This is a genomic window from Paralcaligenes sp. KSB-10, from assembly GCF_021266465.1.
Taxonomy (GTDB): domain Bacteria; phylum Pseudomonadota; class Gammaproteobacteria; order Burkholderiales; family Burkholderiaceae_B.
Map to the genome: position 1 here is coordinate 1,671,291 of NZ_CP089848.1, position 24,979 is coordinate 1,696,269.

Below are 24,979 nucleotides of genomic sequence, written 5' to 3' on the forward strand. Positions count from 1 at the left end.
GAACACAAGCCCGGCTAATCGGGTATTTCACTACATTTCATTGACGATACTTCAAGCCGCATCAAAAAACCGTCAAGTGACGCGGCGCTCCATGAGAGCCCATGCAATCGTTCCGGCGTCCACGTATTCAAGCTCGCTGCCGGCCGGAACGCCTCTGGCCAGGCGCGTCACGGCCAAGCCCTTGGAGCGCAGCAATTCGGACAAATAATGAGCCGTGGTCTCGCCCTCGGCCGTGAAGTTGGTCGCCAGGATGACTTCACGCACCACTCCGTCGCCGACGCGCTGCAGCAAGCGGTCGAACTCCAGTTCCTGCGGCCCCACGCCTTCAAGCGGCGCCAAACGGCCCATCAGCACGTAATACAGGCCCCGGTATCCGTGGCTTGATTCGATCATGTTCTGATCGGCGGGCGTCTCCACCACGCACAGCACAGCCTGGTCGCGCTTGGGATTGAGGCACGTGGCGCAAACTTCATCTTCGGTAAAGCTGTTGCAGCGCGCGCAATGGCGCAGCCCCTGCGCAGCGCCCGCCAAGGCACGGCTGAGCAAATCGGCTCCAGCCAGGTCGTGCTGCAGCAGGTGGTAAGCCATGCGGCGTGCCGAGCGCACCCCTACGCCAGGCAAGCGGCGCAGCGCCTCTATAAGCGCCTTGAGCGGTTCGGGTTCGGGCAGCGGAGCATCCATCAGAACGGCAGTTTCATCCCGGGAGGCATAGGCATGCCGGCCGTGACAGCCGACATTTTTTCCTGCGAAGTGGCTTCAGCCTTGCGCAGCGCATCGTTGAATGCCGCGGCAACCAGGTCTTCGAGCATGTCCTTGTCGTCGGCCAGCAGGCTGGGATCGATCGTGACCCGCTTTACATCGTGCCGGCAGCTCATGGAGACTTTGACCAGGCCACCGCCGGAAGCGCCTTCCACCACGATTTCCGCCAAGGCTTCCTGAGCCTTTTTCATGTTTTCCTGCATCTGCTGAGCTTGACGCATCAAGCCGGCGATCTGGCCTTTCATCATAATGAACTGTCCTGAATAAAAAGATAAAGGCGGCTTAAGCTGCCTTGGGTGTAATGGGCGCGGCCTGGACCGATCCCGGTACCACCCTTGCCCCAAAATCGTTGATCAGCGATTGCACCAGCGGGTCGGTTTGAACCGCCTGCTCGGCCTCTTGCTGACGTGCCGCGCGATGCGCCTGCGCCACCGCATGCGCCGTTTCGTCGCCAGTCTGGCCGTATTCCACGTCGACGGAAACTACCGTACCGAAATGCTCGGACAGCACCGTGCACAGACGGGACTTGCCCGGACTTTCCGCCAAAGAGCGGATGGCCACACGCAGATTGACCTGATCGCCCTGCGACCCCAGCCACTCGCTCTGGCGCGCCAGTTCGGCGGCCAGGCCGCTCAAGGGCAGGCGCGCCGCCAATGCCGGCCAGGCGGCGGCGGTCATGTCGCGCAGCCTGGGCGATTTCGTCTTGGATCGTTCTGGAACAAATACCGGTGCGGCCTGAGCGCCGGCGTCCAGAAACGTTTCGGGATCGGCATTATCGAAGCTTGCCTGATCGATTGCTTCGAACCCGGAGGGATCGCTGAGAGGTTCGTTCTCCCAGGCGGGAATGTCGCCGGGATCGTAGGGCTCCGGCTCGGCCGGGAAGTCAGGCGGCGATGCCTCCGGAGTCGGGACACGCGTTTCAACAGGCGGAGCCGCCGGGACGACAGGCAAAGGCTCCGCTGCCGTGGCGGAGTGAACGGGGCCACTGGCTGCCTCTGGAGCGGCGACTCGAGGCGCAACAGGCTCCGAAACCGCTGGCACAGGCTTCGGAATATCAGCCGGGGCCGGCGCTGGAATCGATTGAGCGTCGCTTTCACCGGAGGTGGGCGCCAAGGCCAGCATGCGCAGGCAGGCCATCACAAATCCCGCATATTCGTCTGGCGCAAGCGCCAACTCGTGGCGGCTATGCACCGCAACGGAATAAAACAGCTGCACCAGATCCGGATGCATGCCGCGGGCCAAGGCCATGACATCGCCGGCAACGGGATCGTCGTCGGGGATCGTGCCGCCAACGCGCTGCTCGATGGCGATGCGCGACAACAGCACGGCCAAATCGGCCAAGGCCCCGGAATAGGATAAGCCGCGAGTGGCGAGTTCGTCGGCCACCAGCAGAACCTCTTTGGCGCTGGCGGACGACAGAGCCTGCAACAGACGCAGCAAATGGCGCTGGTCGATCGTACCCAGCATGCCCTGAATGGATTCGGTCGTGAGATGGCCCGCGCTGTAGGCAATCGCCTGATCCGCCAGCGACAGGGCATCGCGCATGGACCCCGATGCGGCCTGGGCCAGCAAACGCAAAGCGGGTTTCTCGTAAGCAATGCCCTCTTGTCCGAGTACGCTTTGCAAATGATCGACGATAGACTCGGATGCCATCTGCTTCAGATTGAACTGCAGGCAGCGGGACAGCACGGTGACCGGGATCTTCTGCGGATCGGTTGTAGCCAGAATGAACTTGACGTGAGGCGGCGGCTCTTCAAGCGTTTTGAGCATGGCGTTGAACGCATGCCCGGTAAGCATGTGCACTTCATCGATCATGTAAACCTTGAAGCGACCCACGCTGGGCGAGTACACCGCCTGCTCGAGCAGTTGCGTCATTTCGTCGACGCCGCGGTTGGAAGCGGCATCGAGCTCCAGGTAATCGACAAAGCGCCCGGAATCGATCTCGGTACAGGCGCGGCATACGCCGCAGGGCGTTGCCGTAATACCTGTTTCACAATTCAGGGATTTGGCCAGAATGCGGGACAAGGTGGTTTTACCGACACCGCGGGTTCCCGTGAACAGCCACGCATGGTGCAGGCGCTGGGTCGACAGCGCATGCGTCAGCGCCCGGACCACATGGTCCTGCCCGATAAGGGTGTCAAACGAACGAGGCCGCCATTTACGCGCCAGTACCAAATAAGTCATGCGAGAGTGTAAAGCCCTGAGACTATTTAAAGATAAACGAAAAGTTTACCGGATTCGAGGGGGCTTGGGGGGTATTTGAAGGACAAACGAGGCTAAAGCAAGAAAGGCGAGCCTGACTTCGGCACTGATCCTAAGCGACTATGGCTGCTTCGTTCCCGACCTGACCAGGTTCACCGCCGAACCATGCGAAGGGGCCCGCCGATTGAGAGTTTAACAGGAGTTGCCTGCAGGGCTGGGCGCACGGCCGGCCTGAATCGCAAAATGATGATTCCACACGGCTTTTTAACACTCCACCCAGATATCCGCCCGCGGAAAATAAAGCGCCCCTCGCGCCGGGCGGCCGTCCAGCGCCGACACCTGCGAACAATAGCGCTGTATCTGCGCGCCATGACGCTCGCGCATGCGGGCGGCGAATGTGTCCGGCGTATCGTCCGGCCAGGGTATTCCGGTTTTGTAATCGACCACCAGCCAGCCTTTTTCTTCCGAAATAGCCAGATCGATCACCGACACACGTCCGGCCGCATCCAGCAGAGACCATTCGCGGTAGGCTCTTGCCGCCCGCAACAGCCATTGTCCGCGGCTGCTCGCCAGCGTCGCCACCAGGGTTTGGCGAACGGCATCCGCAGCCGCATCCAGCGCAGTTCGCGGCACACCGGCACGGCCGAGCTGGGTCCTCATGATTTCCACGCTGTCGTCGACACGCTGGGCGGGCCACTGTTCGAGGCCTTCCTTGCCGATGTGCTCCAGCCAGGCATGCGCCACCGTACCTATGGCCGCCTCGTCGCCGGATTCCTCCTGCCATTGCCAGGCCGCGCCGCGTTGCACCGCAACGCGTGGCGGCTCGACAGCCGGCAGATCGTTCTCGCCCACACGCACAAGCCGGCGCGAGGCCGCCACCGGCGCCAACGGCGGGATGGGGTCAGTCCGCTCTACCAGAGACGGCGCGGCGGGCTGCTGAATATGTTCCCACAAGCGTCCCAGCAAGCTGCCCGCTGCCGGCGCCTTGATCGTACGCCCCTCTTTTTTATCGTCCAATCCCAGCATCCCTATCAAATGCAACTGTTCGCGCGCGCGCGTCACCGCCACATACAACAGGCGATCGGTCTCGTAGCTGGCGCGTTTCTTTTCGCGCTCGGCCAGATAGGACGACACAGGATCCGGCTCATCCGAGGCGCGGTGCCTGATCGGCCCCAACAAGAGACGCCCTTCGCTTTGCTCGAAACGAACCAGCTTCTGGGCCTCGGGACGGGGCCGGCGGTGCAGACCCATCAAAATAACCGTGTCGAACTGCAAGCCCTTGGATTTATGTATGGTCATGACTTCGACCGCGTGGCCGGCGCTATTTGGCGCAGCGTACAAATGATCCAGATGCAGGTCCAGGTCGGCCGGATCGAGGGCACCGTAAGGCGCCAGCTTTTCGATCAGGCGGAAGACTCGCTCCGCATCGGCCTGGTCGCTTGCGCCGGGATACACAGCCGGCCCTCCAAGACGTTGCCAGCAGCGCTCGAGCCACGCCGCAAAAGGCACGCTGCCGGAGCGATTGCCCTGGTCAAGCAAAATTGACGCCACCCTGCGTAAACGCCTGGCTTCGCCAGGCTCCAGGCCCGTCTTGCCTTGCGCATCGAGTTTCAGCCACGCCGACAACACCATGGGAGCGGCCTGGAAATGGTCGCTTCCGAACAGAGTATGCAAACTGGCCAGCGTCAAGCCGCAGACAGGTGAGCGCAAGACCGATAACCAGGCCAGTCGATCGGCGTGATGCAGCAGGGCTCGCGCCAGTTGCACCAGGTCGCTGACTACTTGGCGGGACTTGAGCGACACCAGTTCGACAGCACGGCATGGAATGCCTTCCTGTGCCAGCCGCCCCACCAGATTATCAAGATGAGAACGGGCTCTGACCAGAATCGCCACCGGATGCTCACTATCGGGATTGCGTGCCAGGGCTTCGCCGGCCAGTCGGATCGCGATCGACTCCGCGGCAACGGACGAAATTTCCATCTCCGCGGATTCCTCGCCAGCCGTATCCCACACAGGATGGAATACGACGGCATCGCCCGCCAGTCCGCCATTGAACGCAACCGACGGCGTATAGGGAATTGCCCCCATGGCGGAGTTGGCCTGCGGCGGAAAAAGCGGCTCAAAAACGTCATTGACCCATTTGACCACGTTCGCCTGGGACCGGAAATTATTCGTCAGCTTCAGGGCGGTAAGCGGGACATTGGTCAAACCGCGCTCCTGCACTTTCAGGAACCAGCCCACCTCGGCCTTGCGAAAACGGTAAATCGACTGCATGGGATCGCCCACCAGAAATACCGTACGACCGTCGCCCTGGTTCCAGCCCGCGGTCAGGCGCTCCAGCAGATCGATTTGCGATTGGCTGGTGTCCTGGAACTCGTCCACCAGCAGGTGCCTGATCGACGCGTCGAGTTTCAGCAGCAGGTCGCTGGGGTCGTCGGCCTGACCCAAGGCCAGCAGGGCTCGCTGGGAAATTTCAATAAAATCGATCTCGCTTTTCTCGGTAAAACGCAAAGTAAGCTGGGCCGAAGCCAGCCACAAAACCTGAATCAAGGCGCGCAGGATTTCGATCTGATCGGGACTATAGCCATGCGCCGGAGCCTGCCGCACATCGGCCAGGGCGGACAGCCACGGTTCCTGCGCATCGACGCCTTCAAGCCAACGCAAAAAATTCTCTTTGTAGTCGGACTTGGCCTCGAAACCCTGTTTCTTGGTCACCGTACGGCGCAGGGCATTGGTCGAAGTCAGCAATACCTGGGCCAGCGCCTGCCATTGCTCAAGGTCATGGGCGCTGGTTCCCAGAGGCTCGCCCTGCCAGTCCTGCAAGGCATTTAGATCCATGGTTTCGCTGCCGGCGGCCAGGTTTGCCGCGGCGCGCGATACCGAAGGAGCCAGTGCCTCAGACCAACCCGAAGGCATGAGCGATGCAAGGCGTGTCAAGTCTTCTTCAAGCGCCTCATTCAGGTGATCAAGCAACTGCTGCGCGTCGGCGCCGCTGCCCAGCAACGGCAGCCATTGATCGCGGCTGGCCAGCATATCGGCGACCAGGCTTTCCGCCGCCCGCGTATCGACATCAAGATGAGCGACCAACCTTGCCACCGGCTCGGATTCGTCGACCATCTCCAGGGTTGCCCGCGCCGCTGCTTCGTAATGCTCGCGCGCATCATCGGTAATCGACGGCAGGCCCCCCAATGAACTCAACCACGGCATGGCTCGAACCAGATAGGTACAGAACGAATCAATCGTGCGTATGCTCAAGCGGGCCGGATACTGCAGCAGATTCCATCCCTGTTCCGCATCGCACCGCATCGCTTCACGAGCCAGTTGCCAGCTGCGCTGCTTGTGGGCTTCGGCCGGAGCCTCCCCAAGGCCCATCTGCAGCTTGGCCAGTACGCGGGCATGCATTTCCGAGGCCGCTTTACGCGTAAACGTAATCGCTACGATCTCCTCCGGCCGCTTGACAGTGGCCAGCAAAGCCAGGATACGGTCCGTCAGCAACTCGGTTTTACCCGATCCCGCCGGTGCCTGGATAAGAAAAGAACGGGAGGGATCGATGGCCGCGGCGCGCACCCCACTGTCGCTGGGCAGATTAACCGACATGCTTGATCTCCTCGCCCAAGCGCAAGAAAGGCAGTACATCGCAATAATCGAGGTCGGCCGGACGCGCAATCTGATTATGTGCAACGCCCATCTCGTATTCCTGGGCCAGGCTCTCTATGGCCAGCCGCCACTCGTCCATCAACCGCTCCCACGAATAATCTGAAAACGCCGGCCAATCGCCCAGGCCGCCCAAGCCTTCAAAACCGTAATCGCCATCGGCCAGGCCTTTGACCTCGACCTGCTTTGCATGCAGCCTGGCAAGAATCAGCGCAGCAACCCGGCTGTCTTCATGGGCCAGTACAGCCGCATAAAACGGCAACTGCAAGTCGACCGGCCGTGGCCGCATCCAGCTGCTTTTCGGGTCGATCCGCGCCGCACCCGACTTGTAGTCGATAATCGCCAGACGCCCGTCGGCAAGCTGGTCGATACGATCGAGGCGCAAGCTCAGCTCCAGGGCGCCGTGCGACCAATTGTAGGTTTGCTCGACATCGCGTACGCTGAAAGGCGTGCGCGCCAGTTCCAGCTCAAGCCATGCGTGCAACACCTTGATGCCGCGCTCGACCTCCAGGCTTTTAAGAACCCGGCCATAGTCGGCCAGGCATTCATCCGCAGCCTGCCGCACGGATTCTTCCACCAGTTCCCGCAAGCGCGCACTTGCCTGCAAGCGCTGCAATGCAGCCTGACTGTCGATCATGTGCCACACCAGTTCAATGGCGCGGTGTAAAAACAGGCCTCGCGCATTCTGATCGGCGATTTCGGCATAACTGCCGAGCTGGCTCGCACCCAGACGATATTTGACGAACGCCCATAAGGGATTGCGCGCCTGTGTGTCGATAACGCCGATGCCGCCCTTGGTCGCGCCGCCGGCCCCCAGCGCCGGCCCCTGATCGTCGGCCAGGCTTTCGAGCAGTGCGGGAGCCTGCTCGGGCAAATGCGACGTGCACACTTGCGCAGCAAGCTCGGCTATAAAGGGGCTCGGCCGCAGCTCACGCTCTCCTTCGTGCTGGGGATGGCTAAGCCAGATTTGCGGCGCGCAGCACAACAAGGCTTCATACATATCACCCGCCCACTGCAATTCCCGCTCCGGCGTGGCTCGTGGGGCATTGGCCTGACGCAGAGCGGCCAGCGGAATGAACGGATTGGGTTTGGAGGATGCCGGCAGGACCTCATCGCTCAAGCCCAATATCCATAACCCATCCCAGCTCCCTCCTTCCGCCTCGAGAAACCCCAGAACGTCGAGGCGAGCCGAGGGGTCGCGCTGCGGCTGAAATGGAGTTTCGATGGCCAGTTGCCTGAGCAGGCCCAAGGCGACAGGGAAATCGATGTCTCCCAGTACCGGCGCCTGCTTGCCCAAACGAGCCAGCAACGCATCAAACGCCTCCATGACCTGATAGGCATGGCTATCCAGCGCCGCGTCTCCAGGGAACCCCAAGGCTTGCAACATGCTTCGGAAACGCCGCACCCAGGTATCGACGGCGGCACGCCCGATATCGCGCGCCGCATCATCCGTCAAAGCCTGCCATGCCTGCGCAAGGCGAGGCGCAAATTGAGCGAGCAACTCGCCAAACGCCGCATTCGACACCCTGAGCCGCGCTTTTTTGCGCCACAGCGCATCGATCATGGCGCGCCCCGACGATTCCGGAAAATCCGCCTCGCAGTACCCCGCCAGCAGCGCTTGCCCCAATAACTCGGGCGTGCAATATTTCTTTCGCGCGTAGGTGGCAATTATTTCCAGCCAGGCTAAAGCCGCACGCACCAAAGGCCACTCGAACAAGGCACGGGCCACCGCCACGTTATAAGGTGCGGCAGTCTCGGTCTGCGTCTCTCCCAGGGCCTCGCGCAACACCCGATGGGCCAGCGCCACATCCGTCTCGAGCCGGGCGGCGACAATGGCATAACGCCCTTGCGGATTCTGACGCAAGCTGTCCGCGGCCCACTGGGCCGCCAAACGCCATTCGGAATCCGGGTCCGATGCCTGAATACGCGCAATCCGATCGGCACGGACTTGCCGGACCTGCAAGCTCCTGATCTCTACCCCTTGTTCCGACAAACCCCGCAGCAAACTTGAGAACCGCGGTGACAGCTCGTTAAAACCCGCCAGGATCAAAATACGAAAAGGCGCTGCCAGACGCCCTGCCTCAATGGCTTTCAGGATGCGTTCGTACGCCTGGTTGCCATCTTCGGCATCCAGGCCGACCAGGCGAGCCCGGTACAGGTCCCGCCAGACATGAAAGCGTTGATAATCGCTGGTTTCGTTCTCCACGCTCACGGTTATGCGCCACTCCGACAGCAGCCGGTCAGCCTCCATAGCCAGGCGCGCCGCCTGCGCCACATCCAGTAAAACATGGTTCGACTCGGCTTCCGCAATGGTTCTCTGCCATAGCTGCCGCGCGCCAAAGGCATCCAATGCATAGGAAGGCAGCGCCTTCTCGGGCGCGAAAGCCAATTGATCGTCGGCCTGCTTCAGCCAGGCGCCCAAAGGCAAAATATCGGGCAGCGCCATGACCCCGCGTTCGGCCCCGAGCCCGGCGGACAACTCTGAAATCATGCGACGCGCATACCGGTTGTTGACCGTCAGCACCAGCGTTTCGGTGCTGGGCAGGCCGGCCAGATCAATTAAAGAAATTGGAGCATGCATAGCATTCATTGTTTTTTGCATTTTCCCAGGCCACAAGCCATGATGGTCAAGCAGCGGCGATAGCCAGGCACAAATAATCCGCTGCCGCGTGTCTGCATATTAAAGCAGGTTGCCGCCCTAGCCGCAGCGCCATTACACTGGAAGCATGAGCAGCCCACGCAAAAACCCCCCGATGCCCGAACCGGTAGAACTTACTGGCTCGATTTCATTTCGTTCGGGCACCCAGAGCTGGGGAAATCAAAAGCGCATGGCCTTGCTTGACGCCATAGGCCAGGAAGGTTCGATTACGGCCGCTGCAAAAAAAATCGGCTTGAGCTACAAGGCCGCCTGGGATGCTGTCGATACCATGAACAATCTGGCCGGCGAACCCTTGGTGCTACGCAATACCGGTGGCCAGCGAGGCGGCGGCGCGCGTCTGACTGCACGTGCCCTGGAACTGATTCAAATCTACCAGACGCTCAATGCCGAGCACCAGCGTTTCATGGCTATTCTAGCCAAGGCGGGCCGGCAATCCGCCCACAACCTCGAACTGATCCAGCACATGATGATTCAAACATCCGCCCGCAACAAACTGGCAGCAAGCATCAGGCAGATCAAATCGGGGGCTGTCAACGACGAAGTGATTCTCGATCTCGGCAAGGGCTACGAGCTGGTGGCATCGATTACCAAAGAAAGCGTGCAGAACCTCGAACTCGCACCCGGCAAGCGGGCCCTGGCTTTCATCAAGGCCTCGTCGGTCATCGTCGGGCTGCCGGGCGCAGGGCTGAGGCTGTCGGCCCGCAACCAATTGCAGGGACGCATCAGCCGCATTGTCAACGGGGCCGTCAATGCCGAAGTGTGCATTGAGCTCGATCAGGGCAGTATCATTGCCGCGATAGTCTCTCTGGAAAGCGTCTCGTCTTTGAATCTGAAGGAAGGCGATCCGGCCATTGCCATCTTCAAAGCCTCCAGCGTGATGCTGGGGGTGACAGACTGACGATTTTGGTTTGAGTGTTTACGACGCTGGGCGCGTTTCAGCGACTTTCGTTTTGAGCTGTTTTTAGGCTTGGGTCGTGACTTTGATCTGTGCGTTGCTGTGTAGGCGGCGGTTAATTCTATAAAGACGCCGCAGGGTGGGCGGTGCTGTGTAGTCCGGCACGTCCAGCGGTCGTGGTGCTACGCACCCCGACTGCCCGGGTCTGCCTCGTCCAGGCGGGCGTCGGGCCAACTCGCGTCGCCCCGCGATGCGGGGCGCCACTCAGACAGGGCCCACCGAAGGCCCCCGCCTTCCCTTCGTCAGCACCCGGCGCTGGACTACCGCCGGACTACACAGCACCGCCCACCCTGCGGCTCGCGTTGAAGCAATGCATCGGGGTATATGTTGGGGAAGCGGCGTTTAGCCAATCACGGGATACGTTGAGGCGGCGGGCGTTTAGTCAATCGAGTCGTCAATCCATCAAGAAGTCAATCGAAGTAGATACGGCCACGTGATAGAGGGCATGAGTGCGGGCACGTTAACGGTTCTATGGGTGCAGGCCCATTAACGGTAGGTGCGAGCACGTAAATTCCAGGCATCCCGTGATGCAATTCCAGGCATGCCGTAACGTGAGCCGTCTATCGGGGCTTGGGGTCAGGGCCGGCGTAAGGCGTGCGCCGGATGCTACCGTAGGGAAGGCGGGGGCTTTCGGCGGGCCATGTTTGAGCGTAGCCGCGCCAGCGGCGTAGCGAGTTTGGCCCGACGCCCGCCTGGACGAGGTAGATCCGGATCAAGCACGCCGTGCCGGCCCTGACCCCAAGCCCCGATAGACGGCGTCTTTAAATACCAAAGCTACCAAAACGTAAATACCAATACCCCATCCATCGAAGAATGCCGTAAACACCCAAACGCCGTAACCCACTCGAACCAAAAACGCTCTAGTCAACAGACGCAGCATTACACGCTGCGCGCAAGCAATTCCAAAGGGCTGGCCGAGCCTGTGATTTTTCCATCCCGGATTTCGTAGACATGATCGGCCAATTCCCGCACATCGTCCGGATCGTGCGTGATGACTATCATGGGTATATCGAGCCGCCGCTGCAAAGCCGACAGCTCGATGCGCATTTTCTTCCGTAAAGTGGCGTCCAGCGCAGCCAGGGGTTCATCGAGCAGCAATATCTCGGGCTCGACGGCAAGCGCACGCGCCAGCGCCACCCGCTGCTTTTGCCCACCCGATATTTCCGCCGGATAGCTGTGAATAATGGCCTCCAGCTCAAAGGCCGCTATCCACTTGCCGGCCGCCTCCGGAACGATACGGCGCCCGGGATTGCGCCAGCCGCGGCTCAGGCCAAAGCAAATGTTCTGCAGCACAGTCAAGTGCGGAAACAAGCCATAGTCCTGAAACAAATACGCTACCCTGCGTGCCTGAGGCATCAGGCAAAGCTGCTTGTCCGAATCGAAAAGCGTCCTGCCGTTGAGAACGATACGTCCGCTATCGGGCCGCATCAAACCCGCTATCGATTGCAGCGTTAAAGTTTTCCCGGCCCCGGACGGACCAAAAAGGGCGATCCGGCGCTGGTCTGTGTCGAAGGCCACATCCAGCGAGAATTCGCGATCGCCGGCAAGGAGCCGACGGGCAATTTGAATGCTGATGCTCATGAACGCATCCGACGGACCGTTTTGCGCGAATTGGCCGGCAAAAGGCGGCTTGCGGCCCAAAGCACCACTATGCACGTCAAAGAGGTAATCAGTACCAGTATGTTCGCCAGGCTATCATCGCCGGCCTGTACCGCTTCATAAATGGCGATCGACAAGGTCTGGGTTCGCCCCGGAATGCTGCCCGCTATCATCAAGGTTGCGCCGAATTCGCCCAGGGCACGCGCAAATGCCAGCAGAACACCGGCAAAAATACCCCGTGAAGCAAGCGGCAGCATCACCCTGAAAAACAACGCCGCCTCGCTTACCCCCAGAATGCGCGCCGCGTTTTCGAGCTGCGGGTCGATTTCCTGAAACGACGCGCGCGCCGACTTCAACACCATCGGAAACGCCACCACCGTCGCGGCCATCACCGCCCCTTGCCAGGTAAACACAAGGTCTATGCCCCATCGGGCCAGGACTTCGCCCAGCCAGCCGCGGCGACCAAACAGCACCAGCAGGTAATAGCCCATGACCGTAGGCGGCAGAACCATGGGCAGCGTCAACACCGAATCAACAAAATCGCACCACTGCGAACGCCAGCGAGACAGCCCGAAACCCAGGCCCACACCCAGCACTGTCGCAAAAAAAGTTGCCCAGCCCGCAACCTTGAGCGAGAGCAATAATGGGACCGTGAATCCGTATCCGTTCATGGCTATTTGAATATGGCTATGGCCTTGAGCCGTTCTATTCCCGATTTGGCGACGGGCCGATGCCCGGCGCATCCTGCCATGGCGTCATGGCTTCCTGAATCCATAGCGCGCTAAAATCGCCTGGCCTTCGGAAGACAATACGAACTTGAGGAACGCCTGCGCATGGGAGCTGCGATGTTCGCGCACAGTCAGGGCAATCGGATACAGTACCGGCTCGGGCGTGGCCAGGGACTGAAGCACCTTGACCTTGTCGGGCATGATGGCCGCATCGGTGGCAAACACAAAGCCCGCGTCCACCTCATCGCGCGCTACATAATCCAGCGCCTGGCGCACGTTTTGCGCCAGCACCGCCTTGCCTTGCAAAGGTTCCCACAATTCCACCCTCTTCAGCGCCGCCTGGGTATAACGCCCCACCGGCACCGAAGCCGGATTGCCATAGGTCACACGCTTGACGCCGGCCTTGGTCAAATCCTTGGCCGAATGCAAGCCCAGCGTGCTATCGGCCGGCACAATCAAGACCACTTCATTGCGTGCAAAATCGCGCCGTGAAGCCGGATCGACGACTTTGGCGGCAACCGCCTTGTCCATGGATTTCTGATCCGCGGAGGCAAATATGTCGGCCGGGGCCCCGTTGATGATCTGCTGCAAGACTACGTCCGACGCGCCGAAACTCAGCAGCACATGCACGCCGGGATTCTGGCTTTCGAATTTCTGGGCCACTGCCTTGAATGCATTGGTCAAGCTCGCCGCTGCCGATATCACCAGTTCATCGGCCGACGCGGCCGGCATGCAAAGCAGGGCACTCAAGGCCATAGCTGCTGCGGGCAACCATTTTTTCACTGCGGTCTCCTTTTTCAATTTCGGCTGACAAGCGGCCGACCGGGACGGCGCTGGCCCAACACGGCCGACCATCGCAACTTCCGGCGGTACCGTATCGAAATATATATAGGTATATAACGATAGTCAAACCCTGATTGGCGGAATCGCTCTGTCAGCATCCCAATCCGCATCCTTCTTCACAAGCCCTGATTCGTGTCGTATAGAATAAAAGCCAGATACCCTGTTCATGCATGAACCCACCTTTTTGGCCAGCATCTTGACTTTTCCCGCCCCCGCTTCGATAGACACGTTCCTGGACGCCGTCTGGCTCGAAGACGGTTTGGCCGAGAACACATTGGCTGCCTACCGCCGGGATCTCACCGCCTTTGCCCAGTGGCTCGACGGCAAGACAAAAAAAAACCTCGATCAGGCCCAGGCAGCCGATATCCAGGATTGGTTTGCGGCACGCCACGCCACATCCAAGGCCAGCACGGCCAATCGACGCCTGGCGGCCTTGAAGCGCTATTACATCTGGGCCCTGCGCCAGGGACGAGCCGACGGCAACCCTTGCCTGACCCTGCATGCCGCCAAACAGGCTGCGCGCTTTCCCAAAACCCTATCGGAAAACCAGGTTGAGCAATTACTGGACGCGCCCGACGAACGCAGCGACCTCGGACGACGCGACCGGGCCATGCTCGAAACACTGTACGCCACCGGCCTGCGAGTATCCGAACTCGTCAACTTGAGTCTGCTCGACGTCAGCCTTAACGAAGGCGTGGTACGAGTCATCATGGGCAAAGGCGGCAAGGATCGCCTGGTCCCATTGGGCGCCGAGGCCTCGCACTGGATCGATCTATATCTGCAGCAGTCGCGCCCCGCGCTGCTTGGGCGCCGCAGCTGCAACGCCTTGTTCGTCACCGCCAGGGCCGCTGCCATGACACGCCAGTCGTTCTGGCTGATTGTCAAGAAATACGCCTTGCTGGCCGATATAAACACTCCGCTGTCGCCCCATGTTTTAAGGCACGCCTTTGCCACCCACCTGCTCAATCATGGCGCCGATCTGCGCGTCGTTCAAATGCTGCTGGGGCATGCCGATATCTCGACCACCCAGATTTATACTCACGTCGCGCGCGAGCGGCTCAAGGCTTTGCATGCCAAGCACCACCCGCGCGCCTGACCCTTTTTATTCCCGCCATCACACGCCATGTCCAAAGCCAAACACGTCTCGGAAACCCCGGCCACGCAATTCCTGAAAAAAAATGGCGTTGCCTTCGCCGAGCACTCTTACGAATATATCGATCACGGCGGAGCGCCGGAAGCCGCCAGACAATTGGGCATCGACCCGCACGCCATGGCCAAGACCCTGATCATGGAAGATGAACACGGCCACCCCCTGGTTGTTCTCATGCATGGCGATTGCGAGGTGTCGACCAAAAATCTGGCGCGCCAGATCGGTGTCAAAAAAGTCGGCCCCTGCGCACCCGACATTGCGCAAAAGCATTCGGGCTACCAGGTAGGCGGCACTTCGCCCTTTGCCACGCGCAAGAAAATGCCGGTCTGGGTGGAAGCCAGCCTGCTCGATTATCCGACGATCTATCTGAACGGCGGGCGCCGCGGCTATATCATCAGCCTGCCCTCGGACACCCTGGCCCGCCTGCTGCAAGCCAAACCGGTACAGGTCAATCTGCCCAAAGGCTGAGCAGCATCGACTTTCCTAGTAAGACGGGCCACCGTAATAGTATCTGCGCCGAGGCTGCACCACAATGACTGGAGGCGGCGCGGGGCGAACTTCCACGACGCGGGGATGTTCGACGACGACTCTTCTGTGCGCCGGCACATAGGCAACACAGCCGCCCAAAAACAAGGAAAACAAGGCTGCGGACACCACTGCTTTTTTCATGAGATGAACTCCAACATTTTCTCCCAGGACTTGAGCTTCCGGGAGCCGCCACGCGCCTGTGCGGGACACCTGAATACGATGCTCAAGTGCGTGACGTGAGCATCATAAGCCTTTGGATGGAGACTGAGAGAGTCTTGTGGAAAGTAGTTATTTCGCTGCGTTACAGGCGCCCGCGGAAAGAAAAATGGGGCCATCGGCCCCATGCAAGACACGACACGCCTTGATACGCGTCATTGAGCCAGATTGCGCATCTCCTGGTATAGCGCCTGCTTTCCTTCAAACCCTATGCCTGGCAGCTCGGGCATGACGATATGGCCGTTCTCGACCGCAACACCATCGGGAAAGCCGCCATAAGGCTGGAACAGATCCGGGTAACTTTCATTGCCGCCCAAACCCAGGCCCGCAGCAATATTCAGGGACATCTGGTGCCCACCGTGCGGAATGCATCGGTCGAAAGACCATCCGGCGATTTTCAGCTCTTCCAGCGTACGCAGGTACTCGCAAAGGCCGTACGACAGCGCGCAATCGAACTGCAGCCAATCCCGGTCCGGCCTCATCCCGCCATACCTCAGCAGATTGCGGGCGTCCTGATGACTGAAGAGATTTTCGCCGGTCGCCATCGGATTGGGATAATAGTCGGCCAGCACGGCCTGCAGACGGTAATCGAGGGGATCCCCCGCTTCTTCGTACCAAAACAAGGGATAGGCTCTGAGCATCTTGGCGTAGTCGATCGCGGTATCCAGATCGAAGCGTCCGTTGGCATCCACAGCCAGTTGCGCCTGGCCGCCGATCTCGGCCAATACGGCCTCTATTCGCTTCGCATCGTCGGATACGGAAGCTCCGCCAATTTTCATCTTGACGACGTTGTAGCCGCGGTCCAGATAGCTGCGCATCTCTGACCGCAGCGCCGACAGATCCTTGCCCGGATAATAATAGCCGCCTGCCGCATACACGAACACCTTCGGGTTGGCCTCATGCTTGTGGCGCTCCGCCAATAAGCGAAACAGAGGCTTGCCCGCGATTTTTGCCACGGCATCCCAAACCGCCATATCGATGGTTCCCACCGCCACGGACCGCTCACCATGCCCACCCGGCTTCTCGTTGGTCATTAAGGTCGACCATATCCGGTCGGGGTCCAGATTATCGTGCTCATCGTTCAGTAAAGACACCGGATCGGCATCGGCTATCCGCTGCATGAAGCGCTCGCGAATCAGGCCGCCCTGCCCGTAGCGGCCGTTTGAATTGAACCCGTAGCCTACAACCCGCCTGCCGTCCCTGACCACATCGGTAATAACGGCGACAAGACTGCTCGTCATTTTTGAAAAATCAATATAGGCATTGCGGATCGGTGAAGCGATCGGCTTGGTGACTTCACGAATTTCAAGTATTTTCATATCGTCCATCTCTTTGAATTGCTCAGGGGAATACTGATGATTCAATAATCGGCCCACAGGCCGCTCAAAGAGAGCTTCCTCCACAAATGGTAATTTGTTGACCCGTAATCGCTGCGCCGAACGGGCCCAATAAATAAGCCGCCAACTCCGCTATCTCGCGCGGCTGGATGAATCGCCCGATCGGCGGCAGCCTTGGGGGGGTCCCTTGGCGAGCGGGGTCGTGCAGCATAGGTGTTTCAGTGGCTCCCGGAGCGATTACATTAACCGTAATGCCTCGGGAAGCCAACTCCAGGGCACAGGACCGGGCCAGTCCAAGCAAGGCCGCCTTGGTCGCCGCATACTGGCTGCGGCCCGCCGCTCCCATCGCGGTTCTGCTTCCTACCAATAGGATTCTTCCTCCATCGGGCATACCTGGAACCATTGCGTTGATCATGGCTTCGGCAGCCAGGACGTGAACACGCCACATGGCTTCGCCATCTTGCATGTTCAACGCACCGACCGGATTGACACGCATAAAGCCGGCGGCATGGACTAATGCATCGACGGCCCGATATCCGGAGAACAAAGCGGCGATAGCGCCGGTGTCGGAAAGGTCGATGCGTTCAAACTCATAGCCATCGGGCTTAGGCCCGCCAGGAGTTTCCTGACGGTCAAGCCCGGTAACCCGCCAGCCGTGCGCAAGCAGACACTGGGCTATGGCCGCGCCTATTCCCGAACTGGCTCCGGTGACAATGGCATGCCTGGTTCTGGAGGATTCGTCATTTTCGCGCCCTCCTTCTGCTGCGCTCACTAGCTGTATTCCTTGGCCTGGCGACGGATTTTTTCAAGATCGAAGTTGTTGATCTCATCAATCAGATCGTTCGTATAGAAGGGACCATAGTCGGAAATATTCCAGTGATTCATTGCCGCTTCGGTCTGCAGCTCTTTGACATTGATACTGCCCATTTTTGCGCCGGGATAAGGCGGAGAATACAGTTTTATCCGCCGGTCAATGGCGTGATAGATTGAATCGACCGCCTTCTCCTGTGAGCTTCCCCGCGGCGCAGCCTCCGGGTACATGCGCAGAAATGCCAGAGCTCCTGCCTTGGGATTGGCAAGAATGAAATTCGAAGACTTGCAAACAGCACGGCCCAAACCAATGACCTGGGCCTTGTTCTTTCGCAGCCGATCCACCTGAGTTTCCAGGAATTGTCCGCCGATCAGCGGCAGCTTGGGTGGACGCGGCACCAGCCTGAACGGCAGGCCCGCGGCTTCGATCAGGCCGAATCCCACGTCATAGTAGGCCAGTGCATCGATTTGGCCGCGCTCCAGGGCGACACCCGCGGGCACGCCGCCGCCCACGGCAACCCATTTGAAGTCTTTGTCGGGGTCGAAGCCAAGCGACTGCAGAACGTTCTTGGTGACGGGATAATCGGTAGCGCCGAACCCAGACACACCTATTCGCTTGCCTTTCAGATCTTTGTAGCTGTTGATGGTGGATTTCGGCAGGACCGCGATATCCCATTTATACGGATAGGTGTATTCATAAAAGTTAATGGATTTTTTCCATTCTCCTTGCGCCAATACCGGCAGGCCGAACGAAGGCACGCCAACGCCGAAATCAACTTCGCCGCGATCGACCGCAACCTGGACGTTCGCATTCGATCCCAATACCTGAGCGACAACCGAAAAGCCTTCGGCCTTGTTATAGCCAAGCACTTCGCCTATGACCAGATTAATCACGATCGGACTCATGGCTTTCAAGCCCACACCCAACTTCAATTTCGGTAAATCTGCCGCGGCCAGCGCTATTTTCGGGCTTACCGCCAAACTGGCGGCAAATGCCCCCGACGCCATCACAAACTCTCTACGTGAAATTTTCATGTCTCTCTCCTTTAAATACACTTTAGTTTTTGTTGCGTTCTGTCCAGTGGACAATGCGTTTTTCCGCTCCATGCACCAGGGCATGCAATCCAATGCCCATCGCTCCCAGAATGATCAGTGCGGCAAAAACACCGGCCACATCGGTCACGGCCTGGGCCTGTGTAATGACAACACCCATCCCTTGTTGAGCGCCCAGGAATTCGGCCACGATAGTGCCCAGCAAGGCATACACCACAGCCATGTCCAGTCCCGCAAAAATATAGGGCGCGGCATTGGGCAGTTTCACCAACCGGTATGTTTCAAAGGCCGATGCGGACAGGGATTTCATCAGGTCGATCCGCTCCGGTTCTGTTGAACGCAAACCGGTAAAGCTGTTGATCAGGATAGGGAAGAAAGCCAGCAGCGCGGCAATGGCGATTTTCGAACCGTCGCCGAACCCAAGCCAAATCACCACAAGCGGCGCAATGGCTACTTTCGGCAAGCTCTGCAGGGCAAAGGCGTATGGCATCACCAGTTTTTCAACGGTGCGGCTTTCAGCCATCAACGAACCCAGAACCAGGCCCGCCGCCGTTCCGAAAAAGAACCCTATGGCCGCGTTCGAAAAGGTACTCCACAAGGGTACGTAGAAGCCCACCGGGTTGGTAACCGACACAGCCAGGCCCGACCACAAGGCATAGGCGACCGACTCGGGAGAAGGGAGAATATATTTGGGAACATGCAAAAAACGCACACTCAGATCCCAAATAATTATTATCACGATCAGGCCAATAGTCGTTATGAGCGGACCGTTTATGCCTTTCTGTTTACGACGTTTCTGCACACCGACAGCCGTATTTTTACTTGAAGCTGGAGCCATATCGCGGCCTTGAGTCATGGACAGAACCGGAGACGCTGAATTGGCGCCGGATTGAGATAGAGCCGTATTCATTCGATACCTCCTTCGGCATTCAGGAGCCCGCGAATTTCGCGCGATAATTCCGCATAGCTCGGGTAGTTGAGGATAGTGTCGAAGGCCCTTGGGCGGTCGATATCGACTTTCAAATCTTGCAGTATGGTGCCTGGCCGCGACGACATCACAATGACCCGGTCCCCAAGAAACACTGCCTCTGAAATGCTGTGGGTAATCAGGATGACCGTTTTATTGCTTGCCCGCCAAATACGCTGGAGCTCGAGGTTCATGCGCTCGCGTGTCAATGCATCCAGGGCACCGAAAGGCTCGTCCATCAACAATATCCGGGGATTGCGCACAAGAGCCCGGCAAATACCCGCGCGCTGCTGCATCCCGCCCGACAACTCATAGGGATACTTATTGCCGAAATCGGCCAGGCCTGTCATTTCCAATAGCTCATCGACGTCGGTATAGCCCTCGCTGCCCCGCTTCCCAACCCGCGTAGGCAGCAGCACATTCTGCCGCACCGTGAACCAGGGCAGCAGATTGGCCGCCTGGAACACAACGCCGACATCGTGCGACGAGCCCTTGATTTGTTTTCCGTCCAGGGCGAGAACCCCCTCCTCGCAATCCTCAAGCCCCGCCAGCATGCGCAGCAAGGTGCTTTTCCCGCAACCCGAAGGACCGACAATCGTGACGAATTCGCCGCTGGCAATATTCAGGGAAATGTTGTTCAAGGCTTTTACATCGCCCGACTGCGTATAGTATGTTTTGCTTAAATTCCTGATCTCGATAATCGGGTCAGCCGCGGATCGATCCGCTGTTGCGCTTTGCTGGGGCGCCTCCATTAGAACAGCCATTTATGTCTCCAATCTTATCAATCGGCATACTCGGACTTTCCATCAGCCAGCCCGATCAGCCATACCAGAGCTGAAAATCACGCGGCATTTTTCTTTAACAGCCCCGCGTTCAACAGTGCGGCATCGATGGCCTTCATTTCGGCCACAGACGGAGAATGGGTAGGCGGTCTGACCGTGTCGCTGCGTATGATCCCGGCTCGCGCCATGGCCGATTTCATGCGGCCATGCGCCTCGCCGGTAGGTTCTCCCGCACCGTACACGGCATCTTTCAAGGGATCGATCAGCGCCTGCACTTTCATCGCTTCAGTAAGATCGCCTTTTTTCACCGCCTGCAATAATTCATAGATAAGGCCTGGCACCAACGACGCAAAGCCGACCAGAGCACCGTCTATACCCTGAACCATCGAAGCCAGAAGATATTCGTCATGGCATGTCAAAAGTGCCTTGGAAGCATCGGCTTCCCTGATTGCCTTCAAATCGCGGGCATACTTATTCATTTCGCGCGTTCCAATCTTGAACGCATGAACATACGGAAGCTTTGCCAATTCCGCCAACAACGCGCTGGGGAAGGAGGCGCGAGTCCAGGCCGGGTAGATATGGGCAACCAGCGGAAGCCCGCTGGCCTCGCCGATCGCCGTGAAATAGTCGATGCAATGTTCGGGTTTGAAGCCGAAGCGCAACCAGTGGTGAGGCGGCATGACATCCAGGGCCTGCGCGCCTGCCTCTTTCGCCATCGCCACATGTTCCTTGGCCTCGCTGATTCCTTCGCAGACGATAGAAGAAACGACGGGACATATATCTTTGACCGCATCGGCCGTAATCCGGGTTACTTGGGCCCGTTCGCGGGCAGTCAAGGAAAACACCTCGCCCGTGTGGCCATTGGTCATCAGCGCCGTGACGCCTTTTTGCTGGGCGAGCCAGCGCGCAAAACGACGCAGCTCGGGCTCGTCAATGCTGAAATCGTCGTTGAATGGAACCGCAATGGCCGGAATAATTCCGTGAAAATTTACGTTTGACACGATGTCTCCTTTTTAAATCCTGATTCGGCCGGCTTTGTCTTGCGCTTATGCGTGACTCGACAAGGTAAAACCGCCATTGGTTTGCAATGCTTTCGATAATTTTTTCGCGGCATCCGTCACCGGGCCGATTGCGTCGCTCTTGAATTGGCTCAGGGTCGTGTTAAAGGCAGGTGTCGCCACGCTCAACGCAGCCAGAGGCACGCTATCGATATCCAGAATCGGCGCCGCCACCACATACAGGCCAGACACGGTTTCCTGATTGGACACGGCATAGCCCTGCTTCCTGACTTCTTCGAGGCGCCGTATCAATTCGCCCAGGCCAACCAATGTGGTTGTCGTAAGCTGTTTTCTCGGCGCCCCTTCAAGGACTTGAATTTGAAATTCCCTTGGGCACCACGCCAGAATGGCATGACCTATCGCCGAGGAATAAACGGGAACCCGGCTACCTATCCGTATATCGACGCCCAGCCGGGTAAGCCCCGCCTGGACGCGCTCCGCATAAAGCACCTCGGAGCCCTCAAGCACGCCTATGGAGGCAACCTCGCGCACCTCGCCAACCAGGCTCCTCAGGATCGGACGGGCATTGGTGCGCAGGTCGGAATGCGCAATGGCATTGAAGCCCAGGTCCAGTACCTTGAAAGACAAGCGGAACAAGCGGGTATCGGCAACCTTTTCTACATAACCCAGATTGACCAGCGTATTCAAAAAACGGAATGCCGTGGCGTTATCGATACCTGCCCGCCTGGCTACCTCGGCCATGGTCAGATCAGGTTGAGCGGCGGTGAAGGCTTCAAGAATCTTGAAGCCTTTGGCGAGCGACATAACCGTATTCTTCGACGAGGAACGATCGTCGTCAGCCTTAAGCACCTCGGGTTTGGTCGATTTCACAGGGGTTTCCTTTTATTCGGATTGCGAATTTTTATTTTATTACTAAAGAAACCAAGAGGCGGACTGCTGTTTTCATCTCCATGAACTCCTATATATTCGGATTGCGAACTTTTATTTTTAAAATATTTATTGAATCGTAAGGAAAGTCCCGGTTTACGGCAAATTAAATTACATTTACTTTCATTTCTGCCAGGCCCAAATAAAAATGGGGCCGAAGCCCCATACCGCAGAACAACCCGGATCCGATGCTATACCGTCGGCATCACGAACTCGTTGCCTTTGTCGATATTCTCGGGCCAGCGCTGCATGACCGACTTCTGCTTGGTATAAAAGCGGACGCCCTCTTCGCCAAAGGCATGCGTGTCGCCAAACAGACTGCGCTTCCAGCCGCCAAAACCGTGCCATGACATGGGAACCGGAATAGGCACGTTGATGCCCACCATGCCAACCTGAATACGGCGCGCAAACTCGCGGGCAATATGACCGTCGCTGGTAAAGCATGAAACCCCGTTGCCGAATTCATGTTTATTGATGAGATCGACCGCTTCGCCAAAATCGTGCACGTGCACGCACGCCAGGACAGGCCCGAAGATCTCTTCTTTATAAATCGTCATGTCGGGCGTTACGTCATCGAACAATGTGCCGCCCACATAGAAGCCGTTTTCGTGACCGTTTACTTTATGACCCCGGCCATCGACCACCAGCCTGGCGCCTTGCTTCACGCCTGCTTCGATATAGCCCTCGATGCGCTCCTTGGCTTGCCGGGTAACCACCGGGCCCATTTCGGCGTCAAGGTTCATGCCGTCTTTTATCTTCAATGTTTTGGCGCGCTCTTCGAGCAAAGGCATGATTTTCTTTCCCACATCGCCCACCATGACCGCAACGGAAATCGCCATGCAGCGTTCACCGGCCGACCCGTAAGCCGCTCCAACAAGAGCATCGACCGTACGTGGGATATCGGCATCGGGCATGACGACCATATGGTTCTTGGCACCGCCCAGTGCCTGCACGCGCTTGCCGAAATGCGCGCCGCGTTCGTGAATGTAATGGGCGATCGGCGTCGAACCCACGAAGCTGATTGCCGCAACATCGGGATGTTCCAGCAAGGCATCCACCGCGGCCTTATCGCCCTGCACGACGTTAAAGACACCATCGGGCAGACCGGCTTCTTTCAGCAGCCTGGCCATATAAAGGGAAGCGCTTGGATCGCGCTCGCTGGGCTTCAGAACAAAAGTGTTGCCCGCTGCAATGGCAACCGGAAACATCCAGCAAGGCACCATACATGGAAAATTGAAAGGCGTAATGCCGGCGACCACGCCCAAAGGCTGGCGCATGGTCCAGTTATCGATGCCGTTGGAGACTTGTTCGGTGTAGTCTCCTTTCAACAACTGCGGAATGCCGCAGGCAAACTCGATAATGTCGATGCCTCGAGCCACTTCGCCCTGCGCATCGGTGAATACCTTGCCGTGCTCGGCCGTAATCATGGCGGCCAACGCATCGGTGTGCTCATTCATCAAGTTGAGGAATTTATTCATGATGCGCGCGCGGCGGACCGGAGGCGTATTCGCCCAGCCCTGTGACGCGGCCTTGGCGGCTGCCACCGCGGCGGCGACATCGTCTGTAGAGGACAACACAAGCTGGCGGGCCACCACGCCTGTGGACGGGTTGAATACGTCCTGCTTGCGCTGGCTGGTGCCGGCAACGGCAGCGCCATTTATAAAATTCACGACATCATTTCGATCGGTATAGGCTTGGGGAGTGCTCACAGGTTTTCCATGGATGTAGGGGTAGTGATGAACCAAGTATAGGCAGATCATTACACCCAAACAAGGCCAGATTACTGGATTCATTGTTTAAAATAATAGACAATACACATATGAAAGAACATAAAAACGAACTGATGTGGTCGCACATTTACTGGCTGACCATGCTGTCAACCACCGGCAGCTATACCGCCACGGCAAAACGCCTCGGCGTCAGCAAAGCTGCGGTCAGCCTGCGCATTGCGGAGCTGGAGCAATTTGCCGGCGTTGCGCTGGTACGCCGCACCACGCGCAGCGTGCGGCTCACCGAACCCGGCGAAGCGCTGGTGAAGAACACACGGCACAGTTTCGACGCCATCGAACAAGGCTTCGCCAGCATCAAAGACCTGGCCGACGTGCCTAGCGGTGTCGTGCGTATTACCGCGCCTGTAGCATTGGGAAGGCAGAAAATCATTCCCCTGATCAATGCATTCCTGCAAGATTACCCGGACATACGCCTGGAAATCGAACTGTCCGATCACCTGAGCTCGCTGACGCAAGAAGGTTTCGACTTAGCCATACGCCACACCACCAATGTGCCTGAAACCCACGTGGCATGGCTATTGCGGCCTTCAAGAACCTTGTTGGTGGCAACCCCGGCTTACCTGAAAAAACAGGGCATGCCCAAAAAACCGGAAGACCTCAGCGGCCATAACTGCCTGTATTATTTACGCGCGGCGACATCGCCAACGTGGCTTTTCGAGTCGGGCCAACGCAAAAAAGAGCGGCGCAGCGTGGCAATTCGCGGCAATTTTTGCGCCAACAACAGCGAGGCACTGCGTGAAATCGTATTGGCCGGCCAGGGCATCGCACTGCTGCCCGACTTCAGCGCGCTGCAAGACCTGGCCGCGCGGCGCCTGACTCATTTATTGCCCGACTGGAAGCCAGTAGGCGTATTTGGCGATGCCATTTACGCCATACGCCCTTACAGCGCCTATGTGCCGCGAGCAGTACGCGTCTTTGTCGACTATTTGAAATCAGCATTTGCCAAGATGTAGCAACAGGCCACAACTATCATGCACCACCTTGTCAAGGTTCCTCAAAGC

Annotated in this window: 21 protein-coding genes and 1 other RNA gene; 4 read left to right on the forward strand and 18 right to left on the reverse strand. The window is 58.5% G+C overall.

Annotation, left to right across the window (positions count from 1 at the left end; translation table 11 throughout):
- Window positions 1-72: 72 nt before the first annotated feature.
- The 6 genes from recR to LSG25_RS07600 form a co-directional block, all read right to left on the reverse strand.
- Complete coding sequence (recR, locus tag LSG25_RS07575; protein WP_232744073.1) at window positions 73-681, reverse strand: recombination mediator RecR; 609 nt, start codon at window positions 679-681, stop codon at window positions 73-75.
- Window positions 681-1,007 (reverse strand): YbaB/EbfC family nucleoid-associated protein, encoded by a 327-nt coding sequence (locus LSG25_RS07580; RefSeq protein ID WP_232744074.1) that lies wholly within the window; start codon window positions 1,005-1,007, stop codon window positions 681-683. Before LSG25_RS07580 ends, recR begins: the two co-directional genes overlap by 1 nt.
- A gap of 34 nt (window positions 1,008-1,041) precedes the next feature.
- On the reverse strand, window positions 1,042-2,943 hold the full coding sequence (dnaX, locus tag LSG25_RS07585; protein ID WP_232744075.1) for a DNA polymerase III subunit gamma/tau: 1,902 nt from the start codon (window positions 2,941-2,943) through the stop codon (window positions 1,042-1,044).
- A 102-nt stretch (window positions 2,944-3,045) separates the two neighbouring features.
- An RNA gene (gene ffs, locus LSG25_RS07590) (signal recognition particle sRNA small type) lies at window positions 3,046-3,143 on the reverse strand.
- Window positions 3,144-3,225: 82 nt separating this feature from the next.
- Window positions 3,226-6,558 carry an exodeoxyribonuclease V subunit beta gene (locus tag LSG25_RS07595; RefSeq protein ID WP_232744076.1) on the reverse strand — a complete coding sequence of 1,111 codons (3,333 nt, stop codon included), beginning with the start codon at window positions 6,556-6,558 and terminating at the stop codon, window positions 3,226-3,228.
- Entirely contained in the window at window positions 6,548-9,205 is a 2,658-nt protein-coding gene (locus LSG25_RS07600; RefSeq protein WP_232744077.1) for a PD-(D/E)XK nuclease family protein, read from the reverse strand. The genes LSG25_RS07595 and LSG25_RS07600 overlap by 11 nt, the downstream gene beginning before the upstream one ends.
- A 136-nt stretch (window positions 9,206-9,341) precedes the next feature.
- On the opposite strand from LSG25_RS07600, the gene LSG25_RS07605 reads away from it, so the two are divergent.
- Window positions 9,342-10,172 (forward strand): TOBE domain-containing protein, encoded by an 831-nt coding sequence (locus LSG25_RS07605; RefSeq protein ID WP_232744078.1) that lies wholly within the window; start codon window positions 9,342-9,344, stop codon window positions 10,170-10,172.
- A 936-nt stretch (window positions 10,173-11,108) separates the two neighbouring features.
- On the opposite strand, the gene LSG25_RS07610 is transcribed toward LSG25_RS07605, so the two are convergent.
- From LSG25_RS07610 to modA, 3 genes are all read right to left on the reverse strand, one after another.
- Complete coding sequence (locus tag LSG25_RS07610; protein WP_232744079.1) at window positions 11,109-11,810, reverse strand: sulfate/molybdate ABC transporter ATP-binding protein; 702 nt, start codon at window positions 11,808-11,810, stop codon at window positions 11,109-11,111.
- Window positions 11,807-12,499 (reverse strand): molybdate ABC transporter permease subunit, encoded by a 693-nt coding sequence (gene modB, locus LSG25_RS07615; protein WP_232744080.1) that lies wholly within the window; start codon window positions 12,497-12,499, stop codon window positions 11,807-11,809. Before modB ends, LSG25_RS07610 begins: the two co-directional genes overlap by 4 nt.
- 84 nt (window positions 12,500-12,583) lie before the next feature.
- Window positions 12,584-13,312, reverse strand: a complete 729-nt coding sequence (gene modA, locus LSG25_RS07620; protein WP_232744608.1) for a molybdate ABC transporter substrate-binding protein — start codon at window positions 13,310-13,312, stop codon at window positions 12,584-12,586.
- A gap of 271 nt (window positions 13,313-13,583) precedes the next feature.
- Here modA and xerD point away from each other — a divergent pair, with 271 nt between their 5' ends.
- Both xerD and LSG25_RS07630 read left to right on the forward strand, forming a co-directional pair.
- Window positions 13,584-14,495 carry a site-specific tyrosine recombinase XerD gene (xerD, locus tag LSG25_RS07625; RefSeq protein ID WP_370636001.1) on the forward strand — a complete coding sequence of 304 codons (912 nt, stop codon included), beginning with the start codon at window positions 13,584-13,586 and terminating at the stop codon, window positions 14,493-14,495.
- A gap of 27 nt (window positions 14,496-14,522) precedes the next feature.
- Window positions 14,523-15,017, forward strand: a complete 495-nt coding sequence (locus LSG25_RS07630; protein WP_232744082.1) for an aminoacyl-tRNA deacylase — start codon at window positions 14,523-14,525, stop codon at window positions 15,015-15,017.
- Between the two features lie 15 nt (window positions 15,018-15,032).
- On the opposite strand, the gene LSG25_RS07635 is transcribed toward LSG25_RS07630, so the two are convergent.
- The 9 genes from LSG25_RS07635 to LSG25_RS07675 all read right to left on the reverse strand — a co-directional run bounded on the left by LSG25_RS07635 (window position 15,033) and on the right by LSG25_RS07675 (window position 23,897).
- Window positions 15,033-15,218: a hypothetical protein gene (locus LSG25_RS07635; protein ID WP_232744083.1), complete on the reverse strand. Its 186-nt coding sequence runs from the start codon at window positions 15,216-15,218 to the stop codon at window positions 15,033-15,035.
- A 230-nt stretch (window positions 15,219-15,448) separates the two neighbouring features.
- On the reverse strand, window positions 15,449-16,612 hold the full coding sequence (locus LSG25_RS07640; RefSeq protein ID WP_232744084.1) for a mandelate racemase/muconate lactonizing enzyme family protein: 1,164 nt from the start codon (window positions 16,610-16,612) through the stop codon (window positions 15,449-15,451).
- 64 nt (window positions 16,613-16,676) lie between these two features.
- Entirely contained in the window at window positions 16,677-17,402 is a 726-nt protein-coding gene (locus LSG25_RS07645; protein ID WP_232744085.1) for an SDR family NAD(P)-dependent oxidoreductase, read from the reverse strand.
- Window positions 17,402-18,475 (reverse strand): ABC transporter substrate-binding protein, encoded by a 1,074-nt coding sequence (locus tag LSG25_RS07650; RefSeq protein WP_232744086.1) that lies wholly within the window; start codon window positions 18,473-18,475, stop codon window positions 17,402-17,404. Before LSG25_RS07650 ends, LSG25_RS07645 begins: the two co-directional genes overlap by 1 nt.
- A gap of 22 nt (window positions 18,476-18,497) precedes the next feature.
- The gene (locus LSG25_RS07655) at window positions 18,498-19,403 is read right to left on the reverse strand and encodes an ABC transporter permease (protein ID WP_232744087.1); all 906 of its coding nucleotides are present in this window, start codon (window positions 19,401-19,403) and stop codon (window positions 18,498-18,500) included.
- On the reverse strand, window positions 19,400-20,224 hold the full coding sequence (locus tag LSG25_RS07660) for an ABC transporter ATP-binding protein (RefSeq protein ID WP_232744088.1): 825 nt from the start codon (window positions 20,222-20,224) through the stop codon (window positions 19,400-19,402). Before LSG25_RS07660 ends, LSG25_RS07655 begins: the two co-directional genes overlap by 4 nt.
- 77 nt (window positions 20,225-20,301) lie before the next feature.
- Window positions 20,302-21,243, reverse strand: coding sequence for a dihydrodipicolinate synthase family protein (locus LSG25_RS07665; RefSeq protein ID WP_370635970.1), 942 nt, complete (start codon window positions 21,241-21,243; stop codon window positions 20,302-20,304).
- Between the two features lie 45 nt (window positions 21,244-21,288).
- Window positions 21,289-22,131, reverse strand: coding sequence for an IclR family transcriptional regulator (locus tag LSG25_RS07670; protein WP_232744089.1), 843 nt, complete (start codon window positions 22,129-22,131; stop codon window positions 21,289-21,291).
- 248 nt (window positions 22,132-22,379) lie between these two features.
- On the reverse strand, window positions 22,380-23,897 hold the full coding sequence (locus tag LSG25_RS07675; RefSeq protein ID WP_232744090.1) for a CoA-acylating methylmalonate-semialdehyde dehydrogenase: 1,518 nt from the start codon (window positions 23,895-23,897) through the stop codon (window positions 22,380-22,382).
- A 110-nt stretch (window positions 23,898-24,007) separates the two neighbouring features.
- Between LSG25_RS07675 and LSG25_RS07680 the strand changes: the two genes are divergently transcribed.
- On the forward strand, window positions 24,008-24,931 hold the full coding sequence (locus LSG25_RS07680) for a LysR family transcriptional regulator (RefSeq protein WP_232744091.1): 924 nt from the start codon (window positions 24,008-24,010) through the stop codon (window positions 24,929-24,931).
- Window positions 24,932-24,979: the final 48 nt, after the last annotated feature.